The sequence below is a fragment of the Nodosilinea sp. FACHB-131 genome (genome assembly GCF_014695395.1).
Lineage (GTDB): Bacteria > Cyanobacteriota > Cyanobacteriia > Phormidesmidales > Phormidesmidaceae > Nodosilinea.
Genome location: NZ_JACJOF010000027.1, coordinates 235488 through 261337 on the forward strand (window position 1 = coordinate 235488; position 25850 = coordinate 261337).

A 25850-nucleotide genomic window follows, 5' to 3' on the forward strand; every position below is an offset into this window, starting at 1 on the left:
ATGTACTGTTGTACTCTCAGCACGCTTCTAGCAAAATATTGCTGCGAGGAATGATTCTGGTGGAGAAGAAAAAGGCAGTAGCCTCTTAATTCCCTGATCGTCCTACCTTGTGTCTGAGTTTGCGCCCCTAGTGGCAGTAGTCGTTAACCGGCTGCGCAGCTTGGACTGCGATCGGTGACCACTGACGAATCACGAACTCGCTCAAGCCCACATTGTCTGGGCGGGTTGGGTCAAGCGTAGCCCAGTCGGCGCGATCGCCCCAATCATACGTATAGCCCAGCTGAGTCCACGGATAGGGCAGGGCATTGGGAGGTTCTGCACCATTGATTGCGATCGGCTGCCCCTGATATTGATAGCGCTGATCGTACTGGGCATAAAACCAGTGCTGATAGGCGATCGGCACCGAGACGAATTCATTGGCGGTGCGAAAGCGCAGTTCAGCCTCATGGTCAGTAATTTCAGGGTCGGGGCTAGGGCGAAAGAGAAACTGTGGATCGACCCAGATCTCAACCACCTGACGATTGGCAGCCTGGGCAGCAGGTTCAGGCGGCAAACCGAGCACCTGGCCAAGGCGTGCCGCCAAAGGAACCTCGGCGGTTGGAGTATAGGTTTTGCAGAAGCGTTGCAGGTCGGGGACGGCTGTAACCCAGACATCGCGAGTGACGATCAGTTGATGCCCCACATTTTGGGTGTAGCCTACCCAATCGGCCCAGGTCGCGACTAGAACTTGGCCCTGCTCATTCCAGGTTAGAGCGCTGTTTTGGCGCGTAATGGCGGTTAGGTCTCTAAAGACCTCGTTGGGTTCTGGCGTTTTGGCATCTTCAACGGCATCCCAATAGGCCGGTGGTGATGCGATCGGCTCCACTTGAGCGCGCCCTGGGTTAAAGCTCGCCCCACCGGCTTCAACCAGGCCTAATAATATGACGCCAATAGAAACCCGCACCGTTTTCCCAGGGTTGACGACCATGCAAGACACCATAGGTATGCTCTAGCGACAGAATTCTGTCGTGTCTAGAATACCCGGTTGCGATCGCAGGCTGAGCGGCAAATACCACTGCTCTTTGGGCTAATTATTCGCTTGCCACCAAGCCCGCAAATCTTGTACAGCGGCAATTTCATCATCCTTAGCAGTGCTTAAAAACTTGTAGAGCCGTTCCTTAGACACCTGGGGAAACGTTGGGCTTAGCTCCACCTCACTGTAAACACCGTCTTGCAGCACATACACTCGCCAAACCGTGCCGTTAAAGCGCCAAAACTCTGGCACCCCTAGGCCGGCATAGAACTGATTTTTGGCGATATCAGTGTGGGTAATGTCTACTTCGACTACAAGATCAGGCGGTGGGTCTTCGCCAAACACCACATTGCGACCCTTCACCAGGGGTTGATTTTGAATGTAGTAGGCGTTGTCAGGCTCGGCCCCTTTTCTAAGACCAGGATAGTTCATTGTGGTTGACCCCATGGTCTTGATCCGCAGCCCCATGAGTTCCACTAGGGTCAAAATAAACCGTTCAATCAGCCGCCCCGAAAACTCATGATCTTCTAACGGCACGGTGATTTCTAAAACTCCGTCGTCGTAAGTGAGCCGCGACCCGCGCGATTGGGGCAGCGCCTCTAAAATTTGCAAGTATCCTTGCCAAGACACGCCACGCAGCAGCACCCGCTGTTCACCCACCGGGAGCAGGTCAGACTTGGGTTCTGGCGCAGCAATAACCATGGCATCAAGCAACGCTTTACGTAGCATTTTAATTTGTCAAAGCCCAGAACCTCATTTTTAAAGAAATCAGGGTTCTGTGAGAGAGGCTAAAGCGGGCGATAGACGCGGTAGTTGATGTTGGGGAAAATGTTGTCGACCACCTCGATCTTCTCTAGCCAGCCGGAGTCGATTTTTTCGCGCAGAATGTCATCCCACAGCTTCTGGAAGCGCATCAGGTGCGACCTGGTTCGCCGCACCGCATAGGGCACCATCGTTCCCGTACGCATAATGAAAGCCCAGTCAGACGACTGCGCCAGCAGCAGTTCCCGCGCCGCCTGGTTAAGGGCGCGCCACTCCAGCTCGTCGGCGGGTTCGCGCTTGGCCAGGTCGATCATGCGCTCGGCGGCCTTGTGCAGATGGGGGTAAATCCAGGAGTTGGTTTCGTTCAGCCAGTATTCGTGGAAGCCCTTGTAGCCCCAGCTCGACTGGGAGGGACGACACACCTGCTGGGTGGGGTGACCTTCGAGGTAGTCGGCCAGGTGGGTCATTTCGTAGGTGCTTTGGTCAAACCAGCTCTTGCGGAACAGGTAGTCGAGGAACCAGGGACCTTCGTACCACCAGTGGCCAAACAGCTCGGCGTCGTAGGGCGAAACAATGATCGGCGGGCGCTGCATTAGGCCGTGGAGGTGGCCAATCTGCTGCTCGCGGTTGTACATGAAATTGGCGGCGTGCTCGGCGGCTTTTTCTTTGGCCCAGTAGGGGTCGTAGAGCTGCTTGTCGGAGAGGCCCAGGCCCTTGCCGGTAATTTTGTGATATTTGATGCCCACATTCTTGCGCTGGCCGTTGGGCATGATGTAGGGCTTGATGTATTCGTATTCGGCATCCCAGCCCAGGTCGCGGTAAAACTCGCGATACTCAGGCGCACCGGGATAGCCCACCTGGGACGACCACACCTGCTGCGATGACTCGTGATCGCGGCCAAAGGCGGCCACACCACTCTCGGTAAAGATGGGGGCGTAGCTGCCAAACCGAGGCCGGGGTCGAGCGTAGAGAATGCCGTGGCCATCGGTGAGGAAGTAGCGCAGACCCGCGTCGGCCACCATGCGCTCGAGGCCTTCGTAATAGGCGCACTCAGGCAGCCAAATGCCCTTGGGGGGTTGGCCGAAGGTGTCTTCGTAGTGCTCGGCGGCAACCTGAATTTGCGCCCACACCGCTTCGGGATACATCTTCATCAGCGGCAGGTAGCCGTGGGTAGCCCCGCAGGTGATGATATCGAGGTTGTTGCTGTCTTGGTACTGCTTAAAAGCAGTGACCAGGTCACCGCTGTAGCTCTCCCACACGTTGCGGACGTGGTTAAACTCTTTGGCGTAGTTTTCAGCTAAATATTGCAGGTGGCCGTTGTGGACGTGGCGCTCGACCTCTAGCTCGGTGAGTTCTTCGAGCATGGCCAGGTGGGCGTCGAAGCGCTCTTGCAGCAGCGGATCGCGCAGCATGGAGACCAGGGGCGGCGTCATGCTCATGGTGAGCTTGAAGTCGATGCCGTCGCGCTTGAGCCCCTCAAACATGGTGAGCAGGGGCACGTAGGTCTCGATAATCGCCTCGTAGAGCCACTCTTCTTCTAAAACGTAGTCACTCTCGGGGTGACGCACGTAGGGCAGATGGGCGTGGAGTACAAGCGCGAGATATCCGGTAGCCATAGGGTGCCGTTGAAGAAGTTAACTGAAAGCCGAGCTGTGGGGAGGGTAACCGCCGTGACCAAATTTTAAGGCAAAAGGTAAACGCTAACGGCTGGCTGGGCTGCATCCACCATTTGGGGACACTTGAGGGCGTTGTTTGTAGGCGATCGCAGAGCCGGGACTGGTATGCCATGAAACGGTGACTCCAAACAGTTCAGGGAGAACCCTCTGGGGAAAAGGCTGAGGAAATAGGGAAGAGATTGGGCGTAGAGCGGTTTGTGGCAGGAGCCTATAAAGTATTAACCCGAGCCCCTCAACAAATCCAGCAAACACGATCTATGGGAAAAGTCTCTAGTTGGCTACTCTGCACGGCTTTGGTTCTGGCGAGCTGCCAGCGGGAGGCGGCGGTGCCGTGGCAGCCGACGACGCTTTCCCCAGAAGCGCTGGACAATTTGGCGTTACCAACGTTCTTGGTGGATGGGGCGACAGCGGCTCGCTACAGGCAGGAGGGGCTAGCCTTTCGGCAGCAGGGAGATATGGAACGGGCGATCGCCACCCTCAAGATCGCCGCCGCCCTCGACCCCCGCAACCCCGAAGGCCAGGTCTTGCTGGGCTGGACTCAGCACCTCGCCGGGTTCGCGGCTCCTGCCGTTGATGCACTGCAAACCGCCCTGAGCTATAGCCCAGAGCACATCCCCGCCCTCAATGCCCTGGGCATTGTCTATCTGGTAGATGGGCAGCTAGAGGCAGCGGTGGAGACCCACACCCGCGCTGCCGAACTGGAGCCCGGCAACGAAATTGCCCATTACAACCTGAGCCTGGCCTACCAGCGGCTGGGGCAGGGGGAGCAGGCGATCACTGCCGCCCAAACCGCTACCGAGCTGGAGCCGGACAACCCCCATCCCTGGGTAGCGCTGGCGCTAGCTTATTGGTCAGCCGGGAACAATACCGAGGCGATCGCCAATTACCGTCAGGCGCTTTCGCTCGACAATCGCTACACAGGCCGAGCTTATTTAGACCACTTAGAACAGGCTGGGTTCAGCCAGGAGCAGATTGAAATGACCAATGCAATTCGTCAGGCGGCAGGGCTATAGAGGTGTCAGGTATAAGGTGTAGGGTTTAAGGAGCGCCTTAGACCCTATACCCTGCACCCTATACCCTTGCCCCCCCATGCTGCCGTGGTATTGCTTCTCAAGCCCGGCCTCTGCCCTTAGATAGGGATGTCCCCATCCGCCCTGTGCGACGCTTCTGTAAGTAACCCCGGTGCCCCTATGACCGCTGCGACTCTGCCTGAGCTATCAACCCAAAACGTACTTCATGCTCGCGCCCGCCTGGGGGAGGGCCCTCTGTGGGATGGCGATAAGCAAGTGCTCTACTGGGTCGATATTCTCAACCACCGCGTCCATGTATTTGAGCCCAGCAGCGGCGACGACTGCCACTGGGATGTGGGCGATGTGGGCAGCGCCATAGCTCTGATGGCGGGCGAAAAGCTTCTGGTAGCCATGGGCGATCGCATCACCAGCCTCGATCTCACCTCAGGAAAGGTCGAAACGCTCCACACCTTTGAATTTGACGCCCCCGGCACCCGCTTTAACGACGGCAAGTGTGACCCCCAGGGCCGCTTCTGGATTGGCTCTATGAGCCCAGACCACCCTGGCCATGCAGCCCTCTACCGCTACGACCCCGACGGCTCGGTGCGCACCATGGAAACAGAGCTGACGATCTCCAACGGGCTGGGCTGGAGTCCCGACGGCCACACCTTTTATTTAACTGACTCACCCCAGCGCAAAATTTTTGCCTACCGGTTTGATGGGGCAACGGGGGAAATCAGCGATCGCACCGTTGCCATCGACCTGGGCGACGAAGACGAAGGTGTAGAGCCCGACGGCCTGGCGCTCGACAGCGACGGCAATATCTGGACGGCTCTGTGGAATGGTGGCTGCGTGGCCTGCTTTAGCCCCTCTGGGGAATCCCTGGGTCGGGTGAAACTGCCCGTGCAGCGCCCCACTTGCCCCACCTTTGGCGGCCCGAACCTATCGATGCTTTACGTCACCACCGCCTCCGTGGGGCTGAGCCAAAAGGAGATTCAGCAGGGGTTTTATTCGGGGGATTTGTTTGCGATCGCAGCCCCCGTGCCCGGTCTGCCCACCAACCCCTTTGGGGCTTAAACCCCTCACTGGCTTGACCTCACATCAGCGGTCGCCCAATCAACCCACTACTCTATTACTCGACCACGCGCCTGCGGGTATAGCGGTTAATCCCACGTTCGATATAGGCACTGGCTTGTAGATCGGCTTTAGCATCACTTGCAGCCGTATCTAAATTATGACCATGTCATCTTCCACCGATCGCAATTCAGAATATCTCAATGGACCCCAGCCCACCGGGCTCGATCGCATCTTCCGCGATCGCGAAGGCAACCTGGTGATCGCTCAGCCGCCAAACTTGCCCGTTCTGGTAGCGGGAACGGCGACGGTTCTCCAAGCGGTTCTTCCCGAGGGCCCACTGCAAACCACCGTCGAGCTAGTGGCCTTTGGCACCTGGTTCACCTGGGCCTGGCTAGAACTGTTCACTGGGGTCAACTACTTCCGCCAGTCCCTCGGACTAATCACGCTCGTCGGCCTAATTGCCCTCAAGCTCAACCTGAGCTAGAGATCACAACTTAGTGGGGTTTAGGGTCTAAGGTTCAAGGCAAACCGTGAACCCTAGACCCCAAACCCTTGAGCCTAACTGTCTCCCGTCACAATCAGCTCGGTCAAGTACTAGCCTAAGAGCGGTCAGCGATCGCCTCTGCACCGGCAGGCTCTTCTTTCTGCTGCCGCATCAGATCGACTCCGCGCGAGGTGCCCAGGCGAGTTGCCCCTGCTTGCACTAGGGCCACCGCCTGGGCGGCCGTGCCAATGCCGCCCGAGGCTTTAATGCCCACTCGGCCCTGGGTCAGCTCCCACAATTGGCGCACGACTTCGACGGTAGCGCCCCCCTGCCAACCGGTGCTGGTCTTTAGGAATGAAACTCCGGCATCCATGCAAACTTCAGCGGCCAGAGCAATCTCTGACGGGGTGAGCACGGCGGTTTCGAGAATGGCTTTGACCAGCAGACCGGTCTCTTCACAAATGGTGGCAATCTCTCGGTGAATGGCATCGGTATTGCCCGTTTTGAGCCACCCCAGATTGATGACAACATCGAGCTCGTCGGCCCCCCGCTCAGCCGCTTCTTGAGCCTCGTAAAGCTTAGTGCCTGAGGTCGTCGCCCCAGTGGGAAAGCCAATCACTGTACAGACTTTGACTTTAGTGTTGTGCAAGAGATCGACGGCCTGGGGCACATGACAGGGGGCAATGCAAACCGAGGCAAACCCGTAGCGATCGCCCTCGGCACACCATTGGGCCACCTGTTCAGCCGTAGCCGTAGGGCTGAGCAAAGAGTGATCGATATAGGGGGCTAGATCTACCCCGTCATCTGCCGTTGGTCGTCGGGCCATGGGTCTAACTGCCTCTAGGTGCCAAAAATTGGTTGGGCTGACGATGGATGCGGCTTTAGCAATGGGCAACTGGTCGCCCGTTTGAGCTATAGTGCTGCGATCGCATCTCACTATATAGCTTTCTAGCCGCAAAACAGGGCTCAATAGCCCGCTTACGCCACTCTATTTTAAGAAATATATCGCGGATATCCGCAATCTCACGCAGCCTGCGGCGGAGCAGAATCAGCCTTTTCTTTGCATAGCTTAATACTGTTGACAAATAGACCCAGCTTAGACAGCACTAACGGGGGAACAGCTTCTAGTTCAAAACAGAGTTATCTGAGAGAACGCAACTTTTGTCTACAAATACATCTATAAGTACAAGATCAGTTGCACAATCCCGAAATAAACAATTTAGGGGTTTCTAAAGTGCAATCGCTTAAACATTAGCTTTAGCATTGCTCTACTGATATTAACAGTCCCAATGTTGTTTAAGTCAGTTACAACACTTTATTTATGTGGGTGAGTTGCTAACACCGCCTTTAAGCAATAAGGGTGTTCCCCATCTCAAAAAATACCCGCCAAAGTTGTGATTAAAGTTCAAACAAACGGTCATGTTTTGAACTCTCTACAAAATCTCTAAGTTTCAAAATCTTAGGTATTCACGCCATGTTGACTCCTAGGGCTCAAGCGATAAAACAAGGATGTTGAAACAAAGCCCTACTTTAAGGATTCGCCAAATGAGTCTTGAGCCCAATGAGTTTATGTCTAAGATGGTGTCGCGCATTGGCCTCACTGCCGACGACCGTAAAGTACTTCAATCCACAGCCGATTGGGGTTTAGAAATCGCCCCAGAAATGGCCGACTACTTCTATGAATATCTAGGTCGCGATGCCGAGATGAGCGCCATTCTCAACGAATCTGAGGGCCGAATTCACCGGCTGCGCGAAACCTTTGTGGACTGGTTCCATGAAATGTTCACCGGCATGGATAACTGGGGCGACGCCTACGCCGAGCGGCGCTGGCGCATTGGTCTAATTCACGTGCGTATCGGCATCGGCCCCCAGCACGTGGTGCCCGCCATGGCTGTGGTTGTACATGAGGCCGGCAAGCGCGCCCAGACCGACGGGAAAAACGACCAGCTGCGCGATGCCCTAGCCAAAATTTGCATGGTCGATCTGGCCTTTATTGAGCAAGCCTATATCGAAGTTTCTTCGGCAGCGGTGCTGAAAGAAACAGGCTGGTCTGAGGGTCTCTTTAGACGGCTAGTCAAAACCGGTGCCACGGCAATGTAACAGCCAATCACACGCTTTTTCTGTTGATCTCACTTCAGCTTTATTACCCTCATTTTCCTTAACCAAAGAGAGAACTAACCATGGCGATTAGCACCGAAAAACTCACCAACATTTTGCAAAGCTTTGTCACCTCTACCACCGACATTCAAGGGGCGGCAGTGGTCACCCCCGACGGTCTGCCTTTGGCGGCCAGCCTGCCCGGCGGCATGGACGAAGAGCGGGTTTCCGCCATGTCGGCCGCCATGCTGTCCCTAGGCGATCGCATCGGCAGCGAGCTAGCTCGGGGCGGCATCGATCGCATTTTTGTTGAGGGCGACAAAGGCTACGGCATTCTCACTAGCTGCGGCGAAGATGCCGTGTTCCTGGTACTGGCCGACAAAGCGGCTAAGCAGGGCCTGCTGATGCTCGAAATCAAGCGCACCCTCAGCGAGCTAAAAGCCGTTTTGATGTAACCGCTCATCCCCCAGGCAGGATGAACCATGGGGATAAGACGCTGTGCTTGTATAGCGATGCCCATGATGGTGAGATACATCTTCAGGAATCCCCCCTTTTCCCTTAAGAAGGGGGGTACAGAGCGAATCTTTGACTGCAAGAGCTGAGGAAGCTGGTCTACTCAAGGATGTTCCTCACCGGCCAGGGAAATGCCCGATCTTCCCTAGGCAAAAGCGCTGCACTTCATCAATTTTAGGGTCTGTCCCCACGACAGTTAACCTTGTTCTTCATTGCCTCCGCCCACCCATGGAAATCATGCGTTTAGTGGTCACCGGCCCTGTGGGGGCTGGCAAGTCCACCTTTATTCGATCCGTCAGCGAAATTGAGGTGGTAGACACTGACCGCCGCGCTACCGACGACGCCCTGCTGATCAAAAAGCGGACTACCGTCGCCTTCGACTTTGGTCGCCTCCAGTTTGGCCCCGACATGGCCCTACATCTCTATGGCACCCCAGGCCAGTCGCGCTTCGACTTCATGTGGGACATTCTGATTCAAAAAGCTCACGCCTACATTTTGCTAGTAGCGGCCCATCGGCCCCACGAGTTTCGCGAGGCTCGCCGCATCATGACGTTCATGAAGCAGCGATCGCCCTCACCCATGATCATCGGTCTCACCCACACCGACTGCTCCGGCGCCTGGGATGCCGCCAACATTGCCCTAGCCCTTGGCTACCCCGACCCCACTCGCCGCCCGCCCATCGTTGCCGTCAACGCCAACGAAACCGCATCGGTAGCTCAGGCGGTCATTTCCCTGGTGCAGTTTACCTGGGCGGGCAGCTTAGCCCCTACAACTTAGCGGCCTGCCAATGCAACGCCACTGAAATTCAGTTAAAAACATGCGGGATTTACGGATGCGGCGTTGAAGCTAGCGGTACAAAACCGTCAACTCCCCAGCCCAACTCCATATCCACTCCCCCCGATTCCTCCGTCTAACCCACTCACTCGCCCGCAGAAAGGGATAACACCCATGACTGTCACTGGATACCTCGCCGATTTCTCTTTGCCCGAACTGTTTCAGCTAGTAGAACAGGGCAATAAAACCGGCCTGTTAACGATCTGCACCCTCACCGACCCCACCACTATCGCTCGCCACAACCACCACATCTGGCTGAGCCAGGGGCAAATTGTTGCCGCTGGCAACAGCCTCGACCAGCAGGGCCTGATGCGGCTGATTGCCCAGCGAGGCTGGATGGGCGATCGCGCCGTCTCGCGGCTGGCCCAAACCTGCCAGATTCACACACCCCTAGGCCTGTGCCTCAAGAATCAGGGCGTGCTCACCGCCGAACAGCTCAAGCTGCTGTTTTATACCCAGGTGATGCGGCAGGTGTGCGCCCTGTTTGCCCTCCCCGACGGCTGGTTTCAGTTTGACCCTAAAGCCCCACTGCCCGTCTCCGAAATGACCGGGCTGATCGCTACTGCCACCGATGTCACCCTGTCCGGGCTGCGCGCCCTCAAAGACTGGAACGCCCTCGATGAAAAACTGCCCGACCCTTCCTCAGCCTTGATCAGCGTGGTCGAGAGCAAGCCCAGCCTGCGCCTCAACCCCAACGAATGGCAGGTGTGGGAGTTTACCAACGGCACCATGGCCATCAAGGATATTGCCCAGCAGCTTAACCTACCCGTGGCCAAGGCCCAGCAGATTGCCTTTCGTCTGATTGTCACTGGCCTGGCTGAAGAGATGCCGATGGTAGCCGCCCCACCCCCCGCCGCCTTCGAACTCGCTGCTCCTACCCCACTAGAGCAGGGGTTTGCCACCACCGTCACGGCCGACGCAGCGGGTGCCGCCCCGGTCAGCCAGTCTTTTCTGCAAAACCTCGTTGGATTTCTCAAAGGCAAGGTGTAGCCATGACCCACGATGCCCTGCGACTCCTCCAAGGCTTTCTCGGCCTGCTCAAGCTGGCCGACCTGCTGACTAGCCCCCCGGGCCTAGCCGTCACACTCTGGTTCTGGCTCCATCACACCCTGCCCTATGACACCGCTTTGGGTCTATGGCTGGCTACCCTCATACCGTTGCTGATGGCGAGCCATGAAACAGCGAAAGACAAGTTTTGAATTTTGAATTTTAAGTTTTGAATTCCCAGTTCAACACCTCAACTCAAAACTGAGAACTCAAAACCTCCCCATCTCCCCCATTCCCTAATTTCCCCCCAACCCGCCATGGAAAGCAGCACTCTCCAGCCCTTCACCTGGGACGACTCCCTCAGCACTGGCGTACCGATGATCGACGCCCACCACAAAGAGCTGATTGCCGCCGTCAATGATTTAGGTCTGGCGATCGCCCACCACAAAGGCAGCACCGCCATTAAAAAGCTTTTCGCCTTTCTTAAGTTCTACGCCGAATGGCACTTTGAGCATGAGGAAGCCTGTGCCGCCAAGCACAAGTGCCCCATTGCCGAAGTCAACCAGCAGGCCCACGCCACCTTCATTGAAACCTTTGGCCACCTGCACGATCGCTACAAAGCTAGCGACGCCAGCGAGGCGGTAGCCATAGAAATCTATCAGCAGTTGGCCGACTGGCTGACCAGCCACATTCTTAAAATCGACACCCATATTGGCTGCTGTATTCGCAGTGCGACCCAAGGCGCATAAGCCTGGCGCTGCTGAATTGAGAAACGCATCTGTAGACGCAATAGCCCCTGGTCGCCCTTCAAAATTTCCCAATGCTGGGAAATTTTGAAGGGCGACGAGAGCATTGGGGCAAATCATCCCTGCGTTAAGTAACGCCCATCAGGGGCAGGGAGGACTGCCCGAACTACCGGCGGTGGCCCCAGCGTTGTTGATCTGAGTAAAGGTACCGTTATTCAACTGATTCAGCTGAGCTAAATCGACTACTTGCAGAGTACTGCCCGCCCCAACAAACAGGTTGGCATCGAAATTTGTAGTAGCAATACTTTGGTTGTTGTTGATTTGGGCACAGAAGGATTGGGCCGATTCATTGCCGAGTTCTACGGCCTGATTGCCCGACCCCTGAATCTGGTTGCTCACCACGCGGAGCGTCGAGAAACGACTGGTGCCACCGGCAAAGCCAAAGATGCCGTTATTGCCAACCGTCTGGGTTTGGTTGTTGACGAGAGCAGCCTGGTCGATGGTGCCACCATCGGTAGCAAAAAGGCTCAGGCCGTTTTGGGCAACTTGGCTGACTCGGTTACTATCAGCGGTGACGGTGGCAAGCTGTCCTCCCGTGGCGGCAAAGGCAACAATGCCGTCTGCGCCAATGGTGTCGAGGGTGTTGTCGCTAATTTGCGTGGCTGCGATCTGCCCCTGGTTGAGCGCCAAAACCTGAATGCCCGCTCGGTCAATGGATTGGAGTTGGTTGCCGGCAATAGTGGTCTGGCTGATTTGGCTTTGGCCCTCGGCCAGCACAAAGATGCCATCGTCGGCGATCGCCTGGAGCTGGTTACCGCTAATGCGAGCTGTACCCAGCTGGCTTTGATCGCTGGCGATCAGCTCAATGCCAGTGGCACCTATCCCCGTTAGCCGGTTGCCCTCTACAGTTGCGGTCTCTATGCGGCTGTCCTGAGCGGTCAGAATAAGAATGCCACTGCTGGCGATCGCGGCTCCCTCACTGCCTATCCCCGTGTTGGTTACCGCTAAGGATTGGATCTGGCTACCATTACTGGCCAGCACCAGCACTCCATTTTGACTAGCTTGCTGAATGTTCCCACTATCGAGGGTAACGGTGGCGATCTGGCCGCCGTTGTTCGCCAGCACGAGCACCCCATTCTCGCCAGCGCTGCCCACCTGGGGGGCGCTTAGCGTGGCGGTGGCAATTTGGGAGCCGCTATCGGCAATCAGCACCAGGCCATTGGCATCGGCCCGGCCCACAGTGAAGTCATTGACCGTCACCGTCGCCAGGCTAGAGCCGTTCTGGCCCAAAACCAGCAGGCCGTTGGCCCCGGCCGACTGAATCGTAACGGTGTTTAGGGTGGTATTGGCCAGAGCACTACTGGTGTCGGCCAGCACCAGCACCCCGTTGCTGCCCACCTGGCCCAGGTTGCTTTGGCTGAGCGTGAGGGGACCTAAGCGACTGCCCCCAAAGGCCAACACGGCCACCCCATTCTCGGCGGCAGCCGCCACCTGAAGTTGAGTTAGGTCAAGGGGGCCAAGGTCACTGCCATTTTCGGCCAGTACCAGCACCCCATTGCCATGACTTTGCTCTACGGCGACGTCGGCGATGGTAACGTCGCCGATAGCGCCACCGTCGCTCGCCAGTAGCAGCAGGCCGTTGGTGCCGGTAGTGCCGAGGTCGAGCTGCTGAAGCGTTAGGCTATCAATTTGGCCACCGTCATTGGCCAAGACCAGTACGCCGTTTTCCCCAGCGGTGGCAATCTGGGTTTGATTGATCGCCACAGTCCCCAAGCGGCTGTTGTCAGCTAGCACGGCTAGGCCGTTTTCGCCGCTGCTGCCAATGCGGTTTTGGCTGAGTTGCAGACTGCTGATCTGGCTGCTGTCAGCGGCCCTCACCAACAAACCGTCGCCCGTTGCCTGATGAATGTCGTTGTTGCTCAGGTCAGCGGTGTTTACTGTTTGGCCCGAGAGATTGAGCAAGATCCCGCTTTGGCTGGCGTCCTGAATCTGATTGCGGCGAACGATCACATTTCCGCTGACATCATTCAGCAAAATGCCGTTGCGCGCCGCCAGAATCTGGTTATCTAGAATCGTCACCGACCGCACCCCAAGGGCCTGGATCCCATCCTGACCGGGTTCTGGGGCGACGGCAAATCCCGACAGCAGGCTGTCATGCCCCATAGTCACGGTGCCGGGTACGTGGGGCAGCAGGCCGCTGCCCGACCCTGGCAGGACCAAATTGCCCACCTGGGTACGCAAGGGCTGAAGCGGGCCGGGAGACAAGACCTGCACCCCGGTGGGAATGGTGAAACCGCCGGCCAAATTGCCCGGCTGAACGTAGACGCGATCGCCACTGCTGGCTACACCCAGTGCCGGATCGATCGCGCCATAGGGAGCGGCGGCGGTGCCATCGCCAGCGGCACTGGAGCCCGGCTGCACATGGTAAAACCGATAGGCCTGGTTGGTATCAGGGTCGAGCGCTGCCTGAACCTGGGCTTCGGCACCCAAGGTAATGCCCATGGTGCGCTGAATTGGCTGCCCCAGCGCCAGTCCTGTCGCCGCTGTTTGGGGACCAGACCCGCCCCAGCTAAAGCCCGTTTGCAGCAGCACATTGGCTCCAAAATAGGCGTCGTACTGCATGCCCAGCCGCAGATTTAGCCCCGGGGTAGGGCTGGCGGCCAGCCAGGCTCGTCCGCCTAAGAAACCTGGTTGGTCAGGAGGGCTGTAGTAGTAGAGCCCCCCGTAGGCATTGAGCGTACCCAGGGATCCCAAGGTGGCGATCGCCCCGCCCACGCTCACATCCCCACCGGCCATGGCGACTTGCCGAGTCGTGGGCAGCAGCAGCTGATTGCCCTCAAAAAATGGCGCGCTGAGCAAAGTGGTGGTGCTGCTGCGATCGCCCAGCGGCCAATAGACATTGCCCCGCAGCTCCCATCCATTGCGGACATGTTCTAGGCCGGCCCCCGCTTGGTAAAACGTTCCTCCCCCATGGGCCTGGGTATCGACGCCGATGTATCCTCCGGTCAGACTGGCGCGATCGCCGCTCAGGGTGCGGTAGCCCAGCAGCAGATTGCTGCCCAAAAATCCGGCTGTATCGAGCCGCGCTCGGCCCTGCAAGAACCAAATCTGCTGCCCCGGCACTTGCCCCAGGGGCAAAAATCCTTCCAGACTGCCAAAATCCTGGCTTCCCCCGGCAGTCTCAAAGCTAACGCCCACCCAGGGCTGCACTGCCAGCGCCTCTGCCGACGGTGCCTCTGGTTCTGCCCAAGCCGGGCCGGCCACCAGGCAGGCAACAGCGGCCAACCCCCCCGCCCAGCGCTGCCGTTTTTTGCGGCCAAAACGATTCCCAATCGAATTTAGTCTCAGCCCCGGCGTTGCGCTGTGCATCTGTTTTAGCGTCATCTTCTCGCGTGTGCTCTCTTATCTATCCCCTATCTACGGGGGATAAAGACGATCGCCCGTCCTGGCACATTAAAGAGATGACAAACCTTGCCTCAGTTTTGTAGGCTTTCTCTGAGGACGCAGGAGCAATGAATCGCCGGGGGAGCCTAGAGCGCAGCTATTGCATTACTGAGTCGCCGTTGTTCAAACGTTTGCTTTCGCTGAACTGAGTTTGATCAAATAGATGCACCGTGCGAATGGGGTAGGGAATTGCAATGCCTGCCTCGTCGCAGGCGGCCTTGAGAGCGATCGCCACCCGCGATTTAACCCGGCGCACCTCACCGATTTGAGGCGTCGTCCAGTAGCGCAGCTTAAAGTCAATAGAACTCTCGCCAAAGCCCACCACATCGACCTCAGGCTCTGGGGCGCTGAGCACGCCATCGGTACGGCTGAGGGTCTCCAAAAAAGTCTGCTTAGCCAGGGGCAACGGGGTCGTGTAGTCAACCCCAATATCCAGGTCGGTGCGACGGCTGCGAAAGGCGGTCAGCACCCGCACCGGATTGGTAAACACCATAGCGTTAGGAATTTCTACCAGCTCTCCGTTGTAGGTGCGCAGCTGGGTCGAGCGAATTTTAATTGACTCTACCGTGCCCTCATAGTCGCCCATTACCACCTGATCGCCCAGGCGAAAGGGCTCTTCTACCAGCAGCAAAACTCCAGCCAAAAAGTTCTTAAAGATGTCTTGAAAGGCAAAGCCAATGGCTACCGAGCCCAACCCCAATAGGCCAATAACGTCGCCCAATCGCAGATCCGGAAAGGCAATCACCGCTGCAATAATGATCCCTACTGCCCAGGTGCCAATGCGGGTGACCTGCACGGCCAGCAGTTGCAGCGATCGGTTAGGCACAAGGCGCTTAGTGATTTTGCCCACCATCTTCTGGGTCACCTTGGCGGCGTACCCCGTTAGCAACACCAGCACCAGCGCGATCGCGATCCCCGGCAAGAGCTGAATAAACTGCCCTACCAAATCAAGCAAGCTGGTCTGAATGCGCTCAAGTAGAAGGTTCATAGGCAACGAAAGTCAATCACGACGGGCTTTTCGCAGCCTATCACTGCGGGGTGCGATCGTCATCTGCCCCAGTGGGCTTGCCTATTGGGTGGGTAGCGGTTGAGCTGACCTAGAATGCACACCCTAAAAATTGCTCGTACCCACGCTTAAATTGCTGCTTGCCATCCTGCTCAACGATGCTGCCGTGGGCCATAATCACTCGATCAAAATCCCACCTGAGAACTTGTTCTGCTGAGGCTTTAACCCTGTCTTTTTCTGTAGTTGCCAGGCGTTCTAACAGCGATGGACTGAGGCTTCTGTAGCCGCCGCCAACTCTCGTTACTAGCTGTGTCATCCACGGAAAGCTCTCATCAAAGCAGAAAGCCGTATCCGTCAATATCAGCGTCCGGCTGGCGACATGAAAAAACACCCACTCATCTAACGGATCTGGGCCGCTTGGGCCAAGGGTTCTAAAGCCATCGAAGAACAGGCGCTCAACTCCAGCCCACGGACTGTCTGAACTACCTTCTATAACTCGGTCGATCACCAACTCTGGCCGCTTTGCCTTTAACCCCGCCGTGGCCCAGAACGTTGCCGTTGGGTATGCCGCCTTGAACTCTGCGGCAAAGAGGTAGTGATACAGGTTAGGCGCAATGATATGCGTGACGGTGCCCAACTCATTCAGCTCGCCTACCAATTCATCACTTACCTGAATTGGTGAAATAACGACTAGCTCGTTGCTAGCCAAGCGAATCACTGTCATGCGGGTGCCTATACTCAGCCCAAAATACCGCAAGGGCTGCTCGGTCACCCAAAGATCTCGATCAATCGCTCTGAGCATCATTTATCCCTGAAGAGAACTCCGCACCCACCTCTAGAATGGATCGCAAGAGCAAATCTGAGCCAGCGATCGCACTCTTGCCTGTTCAATATTTTGGCTAGTAATGATAGCGACAGGAAATAATGGTCAAATACTGGTCGTCTACCGCGTAGACCAGGCGGTGGGTATCGTCAATGCGGCGTGACCAGAAGCCCGATAGGTTTTCCTTCAAAGGTTCGGGTTTGCCCATGCCTTCAAAGGGAAGGCGCTTGGTCGCCTGAATCAGTGAATTAATTCGTTTGAGGGCCTTTCTATCCTGAGTTTGCCAATAGAGATAATCTTTGCACGCGGCATCTGTCCATGCCAGCTTGCGCTCACCCATCGAGCAGGTCTCTTTCGGTAGTTTGACCTTGACGGTACTGAGCGATCGACTCCTCTAAATGAGCCACATTGGCGGGAGATTTAAGCAAATAGACAGTCTCTAGCAAGCTGTTGAAGTAATCAAGCGACATCACGACAGCATCCCCAGCATCGCGTCGGGTAATGACGGTGTAGTCGGCGTCGTTGGTCACTTGATCCAGAATAGCTTTCAGCTTGTTTCTGGCTTCGCTAAAGGTGACGACTCGCATGTGAAAAACCTGTGCAATCAATTGTACAAGTTTAGCGCGATCACCCTGGTGAAAGACATTACTTTAGTGCTGGTGGTGGGTAGTGCTCACCCTACACCCATCCACCTACCTACTCATCTACCCATCCACTCCTTACGGTAACCAGGGATATTGCCGAAAATCGGGCTCTCGCTTCTCCAGAAACGCTTGCCTACCCTCAGAGCCTTCTTCGGTCATGTAGTAGAGCAAAGTAGCATTCCCTGCTAGCTCTTGCAGCCCTGCTTGACCATCGCAGTCGGCGTTGAAGGCCGCTTTGAGGCAGCGAATGGCGATCGGGCTTTTTTGCAGAATTTCCTGGGCCCATTGCACCCCTTCGGCTTCGAGCTGCTCCACTGGCACCACGCAGTTCACCATGCCCATATCGAGAGCTTCCTGGGCACTGTATTGGCGGCAGAGATACCAGATTTCGCGGGCCTTTTTTTGCCCGACCATGCGAGACAGGTAGCTGGCTCCGAAACCGCCGTCAAAACTGCCCACTTTAGGGCCAGTTTGACCAAAAATGGCGTTATCGGCAGCAATAGTGAGGTCGCACACCACATGCAGCACATGGCCACCGCCGATCGCATAGCCCGCTACCAGGGCAATCACCACCTTGGGCATCGAGCGAATTAACCGCTGCAAGTCGAGCACATTGAGCCGGGGCACGCCGTCGTCACCAACATAGCCGCCGTGGCCACGCACACTCTGGTCGCCGCCAGAGCAAAAGGCGTATTTGCCGTCGGTGTGGGGGCCAGCTCCGGTCAGCAGCACCACACCAATGCGGCTGTCTTCGCGGGCGTTGGAGAAAGCCTCGTACAGTTCAACAATGGTTTTAGGACGAAAGGCATTGCGTTTGTGGGGCCGGTTGATGGTGATTTTGGCGATGCCATCGGCCTTTTGGTAAACGATGTCTTCGTAGGGCTTAACGTCTTGCCAGGCAACCTGCATAGGGGGCGAGTCCAGATAACACTGGTTTCTAGCGTCTCACATTGGGGTAAGGCTATGCGATCGCCCTTGGAGCGACTCATCAGAGGCTCAATTTGGCTTCCCCCTACCTCTTCTTGAATGACATCCTTGGGCCAATGAAGGCGGTTTTCAGCAGAGCGAGGCCGAGGTGAGCGTGAGAAAGCGGCTTCATAGAGATTGACTTTAGCCCAAAAGCTTCAGCTACCTATTAATGGAATTCCTTCTCAAGCCAGAGGACAGCCTCGGCGAGACGCCGTACGCTGAAACCCGATATTTGAAGAAAAATTAGAGGAGACTCTATGGGATTGGGCCTACTTGTGAACGGTCGATGGCAGAAAGACCGTAGCCAAGAAGACGATAAAGGCCGCTTTGTGCGTCCCGAAACCGACTTTCACCATTTCACTAGAGCTGATGGCAGCAGCGAATTTAAGCCAGAGGCCGATCGCTACCACCTCTACGTCTCGCTGGCCTGCCCCTGGGCGCACCGCACGCTGATCATGCGCGAGCTGAAGGGGTTGACTGACGCCATTTCGGTATCGGTAGTGGATCCTTACATGGGCGACGAAGGCTGGGCCTTTAGCGACTATCCCGGTGCAATTCCCGACTCAGTGAACGGCGTACAGTATTTGCGGGAGATTTACGTCAAGGCCAAGTCCGATATTTCTGGCCGGGTGACAGTGCCCATTCTGTGGGATAAGCAGACCAACACTATTGTGAACAACGAGTCGCGAGAGATCATTCGCATGCTCGACACGGAGTGGAATGAGGTAGCTACCAACGCCATTGACCTCTACCCCGCCAACCTGCAAGACAAAATCGACAGCGCCATCGATGCCATTTATCAGCCTATCAACAATGGCGTGTACCGGGCCGGGTTTGCCACCAAGCAGTCTGCCTACGAAGAGGCGGTGACCGAACTGTTCGACGCCCTCGATCATTGGGAAGGCGTGCTCGATCGCCAGCGCTACCTGTGCGGCGATCGCCTCACCGAGGCCGATATCTGCATGTTCACCACTCTCTATCGCTTCGATGCGGTCTACTACGTGCACTTTAAGTGCAACCTGCGGCGCATTGTCGATTACCCCAACCTCTGGGGCTACCTGCGCGACCTGTACCAACAGCCCGCCTTCAGAAACACCTGCAATCTAGACCACATCAAGCGCCATTACTACATGAGCCACCCTGGGGTGAACCCGCACCAGATTGTGCCTCTAGGACCGGTGATCGACTTTGAGGAAAAGAGCGATCGCGCTAAACGGTTTAGCCTGACCGCCGGTAGCGCTCGGTAGGAATTTTCAGCTGCAAAAATGCCTTGCTGATGCTGGGCAAAGAGTTTAGCCTGTGCGAGACGTGACTAAAACGGTGATAACGATGGATTTAATGGGTATAGTCAACCAGGCGATCGCCTCCTCCGATACTGAAGCTAACGGTAGCCTGATCGGCTCACTGCTGGGGAACCTCAACAACGCCCCGGTGGACAACAACAAGATCGGCGGTATCGCCAGCAGCCTCCAGGGCGTGCTGCAGGATAAGGGCCGAGGCAATCCGGGAGGTCTAATGGGGACGCTGCAAACCGTCGCGGCGACGGGTGCCGTAGAGCGGTTGCTGGCCAACGATCAGATTAGCGCGATCGCCCAGCGAGTCGGAGCCGACCCAGCCATGGTCAGAAGCGTGACCCCGCTGATTGCTCAGTTCTTAGTCAAAGGGTCGAATGGCCAGGGCGGCGGGCTGCTGCAAAAGGTGCTCTCGGGCGAGGTTGACCTGGGTCAAATGGCCGGGCTGATCGGCATGGCCAACAAGTTCTTGTAAGGGCGAGACATCTGAGTTAAGAGGTCTTGGCTGAGAAACCGGGTGTCTGGACATGTGCCAGTGTTAGTGGCATATGCAGTGGACGCCCGGCTCCTTTTGAGGTGCCATCACGGTGTCAAGGTTTGCTGTAGGCGATCGCGCAGAGCCACCAAGATTGACAGATCAGCATCAACGCTCGAGCGCCCGTCGTACTGAAACGGGTCATCCAGATCGCGAATCAGCAGCAGTAGGTAGGTAAACGCAGTAAACAGCAGGCACGACACCACCAGGGTTTCGCTAAAGCTGGTGGCTCCAATCAGCAGCAGGGCGCACAAGACCCCCGCCAAAAACAGTTCTAGCAGCACGTAGGCCGGCCCTACAAAATCGGTATCGCGATTGATGCCAATGTAGGCCAGCAGCAGGCGAATTTTGGCCTGTTCAGCCTGGGTACGGCTGATGATGGGGCCGCTGGTGTAGGGCAACATCCCCGCCAGGGAGACGTTGAGCTGGTCGAGGGCTGGGGCGATCGCCTCCTGGGGTTTTTCTCGCTCTAGCCAGTCGAGGGTGGCCTGCAAAATAGCCACCAGATTTTGAGTTAGGGGGTTGGGGTCATACTCTCCATTGGCCTTAGCCACCAGCAAGTTGCTGTCTTGAATAGCCTCAATGGCATTGGCCACTTGCACCGGCATATCGGCACTGGCCTTAAAGTCGCTCAGGGTGCCGTTGAGCACAAAGGCAATCACAAAGGTCGCCGCCCCAAATAGCGATCCGGTGAGGGGATCAAAGGCCCAGGGCTCCCAACCCAGGCGGTGTACGGCCACCTTAGCCAACCCATACAGGCCAGTCAGCGGCAGCACCGTCAGCAATATTCGCCACTTTGTTGGCAACACCATGGTTGCAATCGCTCCTGGAGCAGCCCTCTACACAACCCTCAACCCATAGCTTGGGCTGTCGTTATGGTAAGCGCTGGGCTGAGACATGGCCTACCCGGCGAATTATGCAAATCCTACATGTTGTTCATGCGATAAGAGGATGGCTTGCTACAAAGCGTAACTAAAAATACAAAACACGTTGCAAAGTTTGAATAATTTAAGCTCAAATACCGCAGTGCAAAGCCACAGAAATGCTGGATTTTTACTCGGTATTTTAATCAATAAAAAATCGTGGAGCTACGGCTTTGTAAATTTCAAGCACTGCTTTGCTGAAACGGTTTGAACCCGACAGAAAATCTCCTCCCCTTGCAGCGTTCCACCCAGAGCCTTGCTGCTCTGGAGGCGAATCTTAGCTCAAAGTCTCCTAATCAATTACCTATCTCCTGTTTGTTCTGCCAACTTTGCCACAATTTGTTTAGACAATTTCTGATTCTATGGAAGGCTAAACACGGGCATCTGTGAGCAGCAATTTAGGTTGAGACTCAGGTTTCCTCGGGGATGACTACAACGGTGAGACGCCGCTGCCCGATTATTTTTTCAATTCACCGCATTGCCTAACGTTGGAGTGAGCGCAATATGACTCGACTAAATCGCCGTAGATTTTTGATGACTGCCGGCACCGCAGCAGCCGGTACTGTGCTGCTCCACGCTTGCAGTCAGGGCGAATCTGACTCAGCTTCATCAGATACCCCGACCGCGGCGCCGGTCAACTCGGCCGAGGCCCCAGAAACAACTACCGCTAAGCTGGGCTTTATTGCGCTAACCGACTCTGCTCCATTGATCATCGCCAAGGTCAAAGGTTTCTTTGACAAGTACGGCATGACCGACGTATCGGTTGAGAAGCAAGCTTCCTGGGGCACCACCCGCGACAACCTGGTGCTGGGCTCTAGTGGCGGCGGCATTGATGGGGCGCACATTCTCACCCCCATGCCCTACCTAATTTCTGAGGGCATCGTCACCGATGGCAAAAAGGTGCCAATGTACATCCTGGCCCGTCTTAACACCAACGGCCAGGGGATTTCGCTCTCCAACGACTACCTCGATCTCAAGGTCACCAAAGACAGCACACCGCTGAAAGAAGCGTTTGCCAAGCGCAAAGCCGAAGGCAAAGAACTCAAGGCCGCAGTGACCTTCCCCGGTGGCACCCACGACCTCTGGATGCGCTACTGGCTAGCGGCTGGCGGCATCGACCCCGACCAAGATATCTCGACCATTGTGGTGCCCCCGCCCCAGATGGTGGCCAACATTAAAGTGGGCAATATGGATGCCTTCTGCGTAGGCGAGCCCTGGCCGCTGCAATTGGTGAACCAGAAAATTGGCTACAACGCTCTCACCACAGGCGAACTGTGGAAAGACCACCCCGAGAAAGCTCTAGGTATGCGGGCCGACTGGGTCGATGCCAACCCCAAAGCTGCCAAAGCGCTGCTGATGGGAGCACTAGAGGGTGCTATGTGGTGCGATCAGCCTGAGAACAAGGAGGAAATGTGCAAGATTCTCTCTGAACGCGCCTGGTTTAATGTGCCCGTTACAGACATTATTGATCGCTCCCAAGGGAAGTTCGACTTTGGTACAGACCGCGTCGAAGAGCTGCCCGACCTGATGCAGAAATATTGGGCTGACAATGCCTCATACCCCTTCAAGAGCCACGACCTGTGGTTCTTAACGGAGAATATCCGCTGGGGTAAGCTGCCCGCTGACACCGACACCAAGGCGTGGGTTGATGCGGTCAACCGCGAAGACCTCTGGCGCGAAGCGGCTACTGCCCTAGGCCAAGAAGCCATGATTCCCAAGAGCACCTCTCGTGGAGTCGAGACCTTCTTTGACGGCATTACCTTCGACCCCGAAGATCCCCAGGCCTACCTCGACAGCCTGAAGATCAAGCGGGTGTAAACGCTTCCCGTAGGGTGGGCACTGCCCACCATCCCCCTCACCCCAACCCCTCTCCCACCGGGAGAGGGGCAGCGGAGAGGCCCTTTATCTTTCCTGCCTTGCCTGTTTGATTACGCTGTTCCTTCGCACAAGCCCTGGAGACTTAACAACGATGACGGCACCCCTCGATATTCGCCCGGCGCGATCGCGCTTTAACCTGCAAAAGTTCGCCAATTCGTCTCTGGATGCGCTCAAGGGACTGGTTCCCCCAGCGGTGGCAATTCTGATTTTCTTAGTCATCTGGCAGGTGCTCACCATGGGGCCTGATGCCAACCTGCCCACCCCAGTGCGCACGGTGCAAGAAACCTGGGAACTGATCATCAACCCCTTCTTTAACTACGGTGGCACCGACAAGGGTCTGTTTTGGCAGGTGTGGACCAGTCTGCAACGGGTAGCCCTAGGCTTTACCCTGGCTGCTGTTGTGGGTATCGCCCTGGGCATTTTGGTGGGTACCAGCTCGTTGATGTATAGCGCCCTCGACCCGCTGTTTCAAATTCTGCGGACCGTGCCGCCCCTGGCCTGGCTGCCCATTTCGCTGGCGGCGTTTCAGCAAGCAAATCCTTCCGCTATTTTCGTGATCTTTATTACGGCAATCTGGCCCATTATCATCAACACCACCGAGGGCGTACGCCAGATTCCCCAGGACTACAACAATGTGGCGCGGGTGCTCCAGCTGTCTAAGTCCGAGTATTTCTTCAAAATCTTGTTTCCGGCTACCGTGCCATACATTTTCACTGGCTTGCGGATTGGCATTGGCCTCTCATGGCTAGCGATCGTGGCGGCAGAAATGCTGATTGGCGGCGTGGGCATCGGCTTCTTCATTTGGGATGCCTGGAACAGCTCTCGCATCAGCGACATTATCATCGCCATCCTTTACGTGGGTATCGTCGGTCTGCTGCTCGATCGCCTGATCGTATTCATTGGCGGTCTGGTACTGCCCGAAGAGCAAAAGCAGTAGGGCACTGCCCACGATTTCCCTGCGCGGCCCAAAGGCCAAATCGCCAACGCCTTAAGGGACGCGCTGACCTAAACCTGTGATTCTGTCAAAGGTGTGTGGTGGGCAATGCCCACCCTAACCTTCTCCGATTCTGCGCCAAACTTTCTGACTCGCCCGCTCGAATTGCACCTTCATTCCCTGCGCACCATGGCTGTTTTTGTTGAAGTTGACCACATCGATCGCGTCTTTAAGCTGCCCGATGGCGGTGAGTATATTGCCCTCAAAAACATTGACTTGCAAATCCACAAAGGGGAATTTGTCTCCCTGGTGGGTCACTCGGGCTGCGGCAAATCGACCCTGCTCAACATTCTCTCGGGCCTCGACCTTCCCAGCGCAGGCGGCATTGTGCTGGAAGGTCGGCAGGTCACAGAACCTGGCCCCGATCGCATGGTGGTGTTTCAAAACTACTCGCTGCTGCCCTGGCTGACGGTGCGCGAAAACATTGCCCTGGCGGTGAACCGGGTAATGAAGAAGCATCCCCAGGCGGTGCGCGATCGCATGATCGACCACCACATCGAGATGGTGGGGCTGCAAAAGGCTGCCGACAAACGCCCCGGCCAAATCTCGGGCGGCATGAAGCAGCGGGTGGCGATCGCCCGCGCCCTGGCCATTCGCCCCAAACTGCTGCTGCTCGACGAGCCCTTTGGCGCCCTCGATGCCCTGACTCGCGGCGGGCTGCAAGAACAGCTGATGAAGATCTGCCAGGAAAACGAAGTCACCTGCGTTATGGTCACCCACGATGTGGATGAGGCGCTGCTGCTGAGCGATCGCATCGTGCTGATGACCAACGGCCCCGAGGCCCACGTCGGCCAGATTGTCGATGTGCCCTTCCCTCGGCCCCGCGAGCGCATGGAGGTGGTCAAGCACCCCAACTATTACAGCCTGCGCAACGAGATCGTCTACTTCCTCAACCAGCAGAAGCGGGCCAAGCTGCACAAGGCCAAGCCCGTGGTGGCCATGGCCGCCAACGGCCTGGAGAAGGTGAATCTGGAGCTGGGCTTTATTCCCCTAGTAGATTGCGCGCCCCTGGTAGTGGCTAAAGAAAAGGGCCTATTTGAAGCCCACGGCCTGAGCCAGGTGACGCTGAACCGGGAGCCCAGCTGGAATGCGATCGCCGACGGCGTGGCGACCGGTCGCCTCGACGCCGCCATGATGGTGGCGGGCATGCCCCTAGGCATGACTCTGGGCTACGGCAACCAGCGGCCTCGGCCCATGGTTAGCGCCCTCACCCTCAGCCGCAACGGCAACGCCATTACCTTTAGCAAGCGCCTGTTTGATGCAGGGGTGCGCACCCTGGGCGACTTTAAAGCGGCGATCGATCGTCGCCCCGATCAGGTGCACACCCTGGCGGCGGTACACCCTACCTCCATGCACAATCTGCTGCTGCGCTACTGGCTAGCCTCCGGCGGCATCGACCCCGATCGCGACGTCAGCGTCACGGTGATTCCTCCAGCGCAGATGGTCTCGACCCTGAAGGCGGGCACCATCGATGGCTACTGCGTCGGCGAACCCTGGAATGCTCGCGCCGTCAGCGAAGGGTCGGGTGTAGTGATGGCAACCGACAACGACATCTGGCCCGGCCACCTAGAGAAAGTGCTCGGCGTCACCGAAGCCTGGGCCGAACAGTATCCCAAGACCCACTTGGCTCTGGTCAAAGCGCTGCTCGAAGCCTGCGAATACTGCGACGATCGCCGCAACCGCGAAGAAATAGTCGATCTGCTTTGCAAGCCCGAATACGTTGGGGCCGACGAAGCCCACATTCGCCAAGGCTTTTTAGACCCCTACAATCGCGGCGACGGCAGCCAGCCCGAGCACGTGCTCAACTACATTCAGTTCTTTACCGGCAAAGCCAACTACCCTGATGTCTCTGAGGCGGTGTGGATGATGACCCAGATGGCCCGCTGGGGCATCACGCCCTTCCCTCGCAACTGGCTGGCCGTGGCCGAGCGGGTGAAGCGGGCCGACATCTTTGGCCAGGCAGCCCGCGAGATGGGGCTGGTGGATACGGGGCGCGATCGCCATCCCATCCACCTGTTTGACGGCCTTGTCTTCGACCCCGACGAGCCGCTGAAATACCTCGATCAGTTCGCCATCAAGCGCGATCTGCGCATCGAAGAAGTGCCTATGGATGAGCTAACGATAGCCTAACTCTTGCTGCCTAC

General features: G+C 56.8%; 25 protein-coding genes. 14 read left to right on the forward strand and 11 right to left on the reverse strand.

Annotated elements, in window-relative coordinates; all coding sequences use genetic code 11:
• Positions 1-127 precede the first annotated feature (127 nt).
• The 3 genes from H6F75_RS17505 to H6F75_RS17515 all read right to left on the reverse strand — a co-directional run bounded on the left by H6F75_RS17505 (position 128) and on the right by H6F75_RS17515 (position 3390).
• Entirely contained in the window at positions 128-979 is an 852-nt protein-coding gene (locus tag H6F75_RS17505) for a hypothetical protein (RefSeq protein ID WP_190753739.1), read from the reverse strand.
• Between the two features lie 87 nt (positions 980-1066).
• Positions 1067-1714 carry a Uma2 family endonuclease gene (locus H6F75_RS17510; RefSeq protein ID WP_190753740.1) on the reverse strand — a complete coding sequence of 216 codons (648 nt, stop codon included), beginning with the start codon at positions 1712-1714 and terminating at the stop codon, positions 1067-1069.
• A gap of 86 nt (positions 1715-1800) precedes the next feature.
• Complete coding sequence (locus H6F75_RS17515; protein ID WP_190753741.1) at positions 1801-3390, reverse strand: glycoside hydrolase family 57 protein; 1590 nt, start codon at positions 3388-3390, stop codon at positions 1801-1803.
• Positions 3391-3707: 317 nt separating this feature from the next.
• Here H6F75_RS17515 and H6F75_RS17520 point away from each other — a divergent pair, with 317 nt between their 5' ends.
• From H6F75_RS17520 to H6F75_RS17530, 3 genes are all read left to right on the forward strand, one after another.
• A complete protein-coding gene (locus tag H6F75_RS17520; RefSeq protein WP_242020087.1) occupies positions 3708-4463 on the forward strand; it encodes a tetratricopeptide repeat protein in 756 nt (251 codons plus the stop codon).
• 177 nt (positions 4464-4640) lie between these two features.
• Positions 4641-5537, forward strand: coding sequence for an SMP-30/gluconolactonase/LRE family protein (locus H6F75_RS17525; protein WP_190753742.1), 897 nt, complete (start codon positions 4641-4643; stop codon positions 5535-5537).
• Positions 5538-5700: 163 nt separating this feature from the next.
• The gene (locus H6F75_RS17530; protein ID WP_190753743.1) at positions 5701-6021 is read left to right on the forward strand and encodes a hypothetical protein; all 321 of its coding nucleotides are present in this window, start codon (positions 5701-5703) and stop codon (positions 6019-6021) included.
• Between the two features lie 115 nt (positions 6022-6136).
• Here the strand turns inward: H6F75_RS17530 and deoC are convergent, their stop codons facing one another.
• A complete protein-coding gene (gene deoC / locus H6F75_RS17535) occupies positions 6137-6847 on the reverse strand; it encodes a deoxyribose-phosphate aldolase (protein WP_190753744.1) in 711 nt (236 codons plus the stop codon).
• Between the two features lie 719 nt (positions 6848-7566).
• Between deoC and H6F75_RS17540 the strand changes: the two genes are divergently transcribed.
• The 6 genes from H6F75_RS17540 to H6F75_RS17565 all read left to right on the forward strand — a co-directional run bounded on the left by H6F75_RS17540 (position 7567) and on the right by H6F75_RS17565 (position 11201).
• Positions 7567-8121: a protoglobin domain-containing protein gene (locus tag H6F75_RS17540; RefSeq protein ID WP_190753745.1), complete on the forward strand. Its 555-nt coding sequence runs from the start codon at positions 7567-7569 to the stop codon at positions 8119-8121.
• A gap of 80 nt (positions 8122-8201) precedes the next feature.
• Complete coding sequence (locus H6F75_RS17545) at positions 8202-8573, forward strand: roadblock/LC7 domain-containing protein (protein ID WP_190753746.1); 372 nt, start codon at positions 8202-8204, stop codon at positions 8571-8573.
• A 286-nt stretch (positions 8574-8859) separates the two neighbouring features.
• Positions 8860-9408 (forward strand): ATP/GTP-binding protein, encoded by a 549-nt coding sequence (locus H6F75_RS17550; protein WP_190753747.1) that lies wholly within the window; start codon positions 8860-8862, stop codon positions 9406-9408.
• Positions 9409-9579: 171 nt separating this feature from the next.
• Positions 9580-10455: a DUF4388 domain-containing protein gene (locus tag H6F75_RS17555; protein WP_190753748.1), complete on the forward strand. Its 876-nt coding sequence runs from the start codon at positions 9580-9582 to the stop codon at positions 10453-10455.
• A 2-nt stretch (positions 10456-10457) separates the two neighbouring features.
• Positions 10458-10664, forward strand: coding sequence for a hypothetical protein (locus tag H6F75_RS17560; RefSeq protein ID WP_190753749.1), 207 nt, complete (start codon positions 10458-10460; stop codon positions 10662-10664).
• 105 nt (positions 10665-10769) lie between these two features.
• The gene (locus tag H6F75_RS17565; RefSeq protein WP_190753750.1) at positions 10770-11201 is read left to right on the forward strand and encodes a hemerythrin family protein; all 432 of its coding nucleotides are present in this window, start codon (positions 10770-10772) and stop codon (positions 11199-11201) included.
• Between the two features lie 138 nt (positions 11202-11339).
• Here the strand turns inward: H6F75_RS17565 and H6F75_RS17570 are convergent, their stop codons facing one another.
• The 6 genes from H6F75_RS17570 to menB form a co-directional block, all read right to left on the reverse strand.
• Positions 11340-14582 (reverse strand): right-handed parallel beta-helix repeat-containing protein, encoded by a 3243-nt coding sequence (locus tag H6F75_RS17570; RefSeq protein WP_190753751.1) that lies wholly within the window; start codon positions 14580-14582, stop codon positions 11340-11342.
• 157 nt (positions 14583-14739) lie between these two features.
• Positions 14740-15630 (reverse strand): mechanosensitive ion channel family protein, encoded by an 891-nt coding sequence (locus H6F75_RS17575; protein WP_190753752.1) that lies wholly within the window; start codon positions 15628-15630, stop codon positions 14740-14742.
• 109 nt (positions 15631-15739) lie between these two features.
• Positions 15740-16453 (reverse strand): DUF4336 domain-containing protein, encoded by a 714-nt coding sequence (locus H6F75_RS17580; RefSeq protein WP_347710670.1) that lies wholly within the window; start codon positions 16451-16453, stop codon positions 15740-15742.
• A gap of 94 nt (positions 16454-16547) precedes the next feature.
• Positions 16548-16811: a Txe/YoeB family addiction module toxin gene (locus H6F75_RS17585; protein WP_190753753.1), complete on the reverse strand. Its 264-nt coding sequence runs from the start codon at positions 16809-16811 to the stop codon at positions 16548-16550.
• On the reverse strand, positions 16804-17058 hold the full coding sequence (locus tag H6F75_RS17590; RefSeq protein ID WP_190753754.1) for a type II toxin-antitoxin system prevent-host-death family antitoxin: 255 nt from the start codon (positions 17056-17058) through the stop codon (positions 16804-16806). The genes H6F75_RS17585 and H6F75_RS17590 overlap by 8 nt, the downstream gene beginning before the upstream one ends.
• A 132-nt stretch (positions 17059-17190) precedes the next feature.
• The gene (menB, locus tag H6F75_RS17595) at positions 17191-18024 is read right to left on the reverse strand and encodes a 1,4-dihydroxy-2-naphthoyl-CoA synthase (RefSeq protein WP_190753755.1); all 834 of its coding nucleotides are present in this window, start codon (positions 18022-18024) and stop codon (positions 17191-17193) included.
• 317 nt (positions 18025-18341) lie between these two features.
• On the opposite strand from menB, the gene H6F75_RS17600 reads away from it, so the two are divergent.
• Both H6F75_RS17600 and H6F75_RS17605 read left to right on the forward strand, forming a co-directional pair.
• Positions 18342-19331 carry a glutathione S-transferase family protein gene (locus H6F75_RS17600; RefSeq protein WP_190753756.1) on the forward strand — a complete coding sequence of 330 codons (990 nt, stop codon included), beginning with the start codon at positions 18342-18344 and terminating at the stop codon, positions 19329-19331.
• A gap of 52 nt (positions 19332-19383) precedes the next feature.
• A complete protein-coding gene (locus H6F75_RS17605) occupies positions 19384-19851 on the forward strand; it encodes a hypothetical protein (protein WP_347710671.1) in 468 nt (155 codons plus the stop codon).
• A gap of 107 nt (positions 19852-19958) precedes the next feature.
• On the opposite strand, the gene H6F75_RS17610 is transcribed toward H6F75_RS17605, so the two are convergent.
• Positions 19959-20723 carry a hypothetical protein gene (locus tag H6F75_RS17610; RefSeq protein ID WP_190753757.1) on the reverse strand — a complete coding sequence of 255 codons (765 nt, stop codon included), beginning with the start codon at positions 20721-20723 and terminating at the stop codon, positions 19959-19961.
• A 615-nt stretch (positions 20724-21338) separates the two neighbouring features.
• On the opposite strand from H6F75_RS17610, the gene H6F75_RS17615 reads away from it, so the two are divergent.
• The 3 genes from H6F75_RS17615 (at position 21339) to H6F75_RS17625 (ending at position 25836) form a co-directional block, all read left to right on the forward strand.
• Complete coding sequence (locus H6F75_RS17615; RefSeq protein WP_190753758.1) at positions 21339-22652, forward strand: CmpA/NrtA family ABC transporter substrate-binding protein; 1314 nt, start codon at positions 21339-21341, stop codon at positions 22650-22652.
• Positions 22653-22803: 151 nt separating this feature from the next.
• Positions 22804-23649 (forward strand): nitrate ABC transporter permease, encoded by an 846-nt coding sequence (gene ntrB, locus H6F75_RS17620; protein ID WP_190753759.1) that lies wholly within the window; start codon positions 22804-22806, stop codon positions 23647-23649.
• A 186-nt stretch (positions 23650-23835) separates the two neighbouring features.
• The gene (locus tag H6F75_RS17625) at positions 23836-25836 is read left to right on the forward strand and encodes a nitrate ABC transporter ATP-binding protein (protein WP_190753760.1); all 2001 of its coding nucleotides are present in this window, start codon (positions 23836-23838) and stop codon (positions 25834-25836) included.
• The last annotated feature ends 14 nt before the right edge of the window (positions 25837-25850 follow it).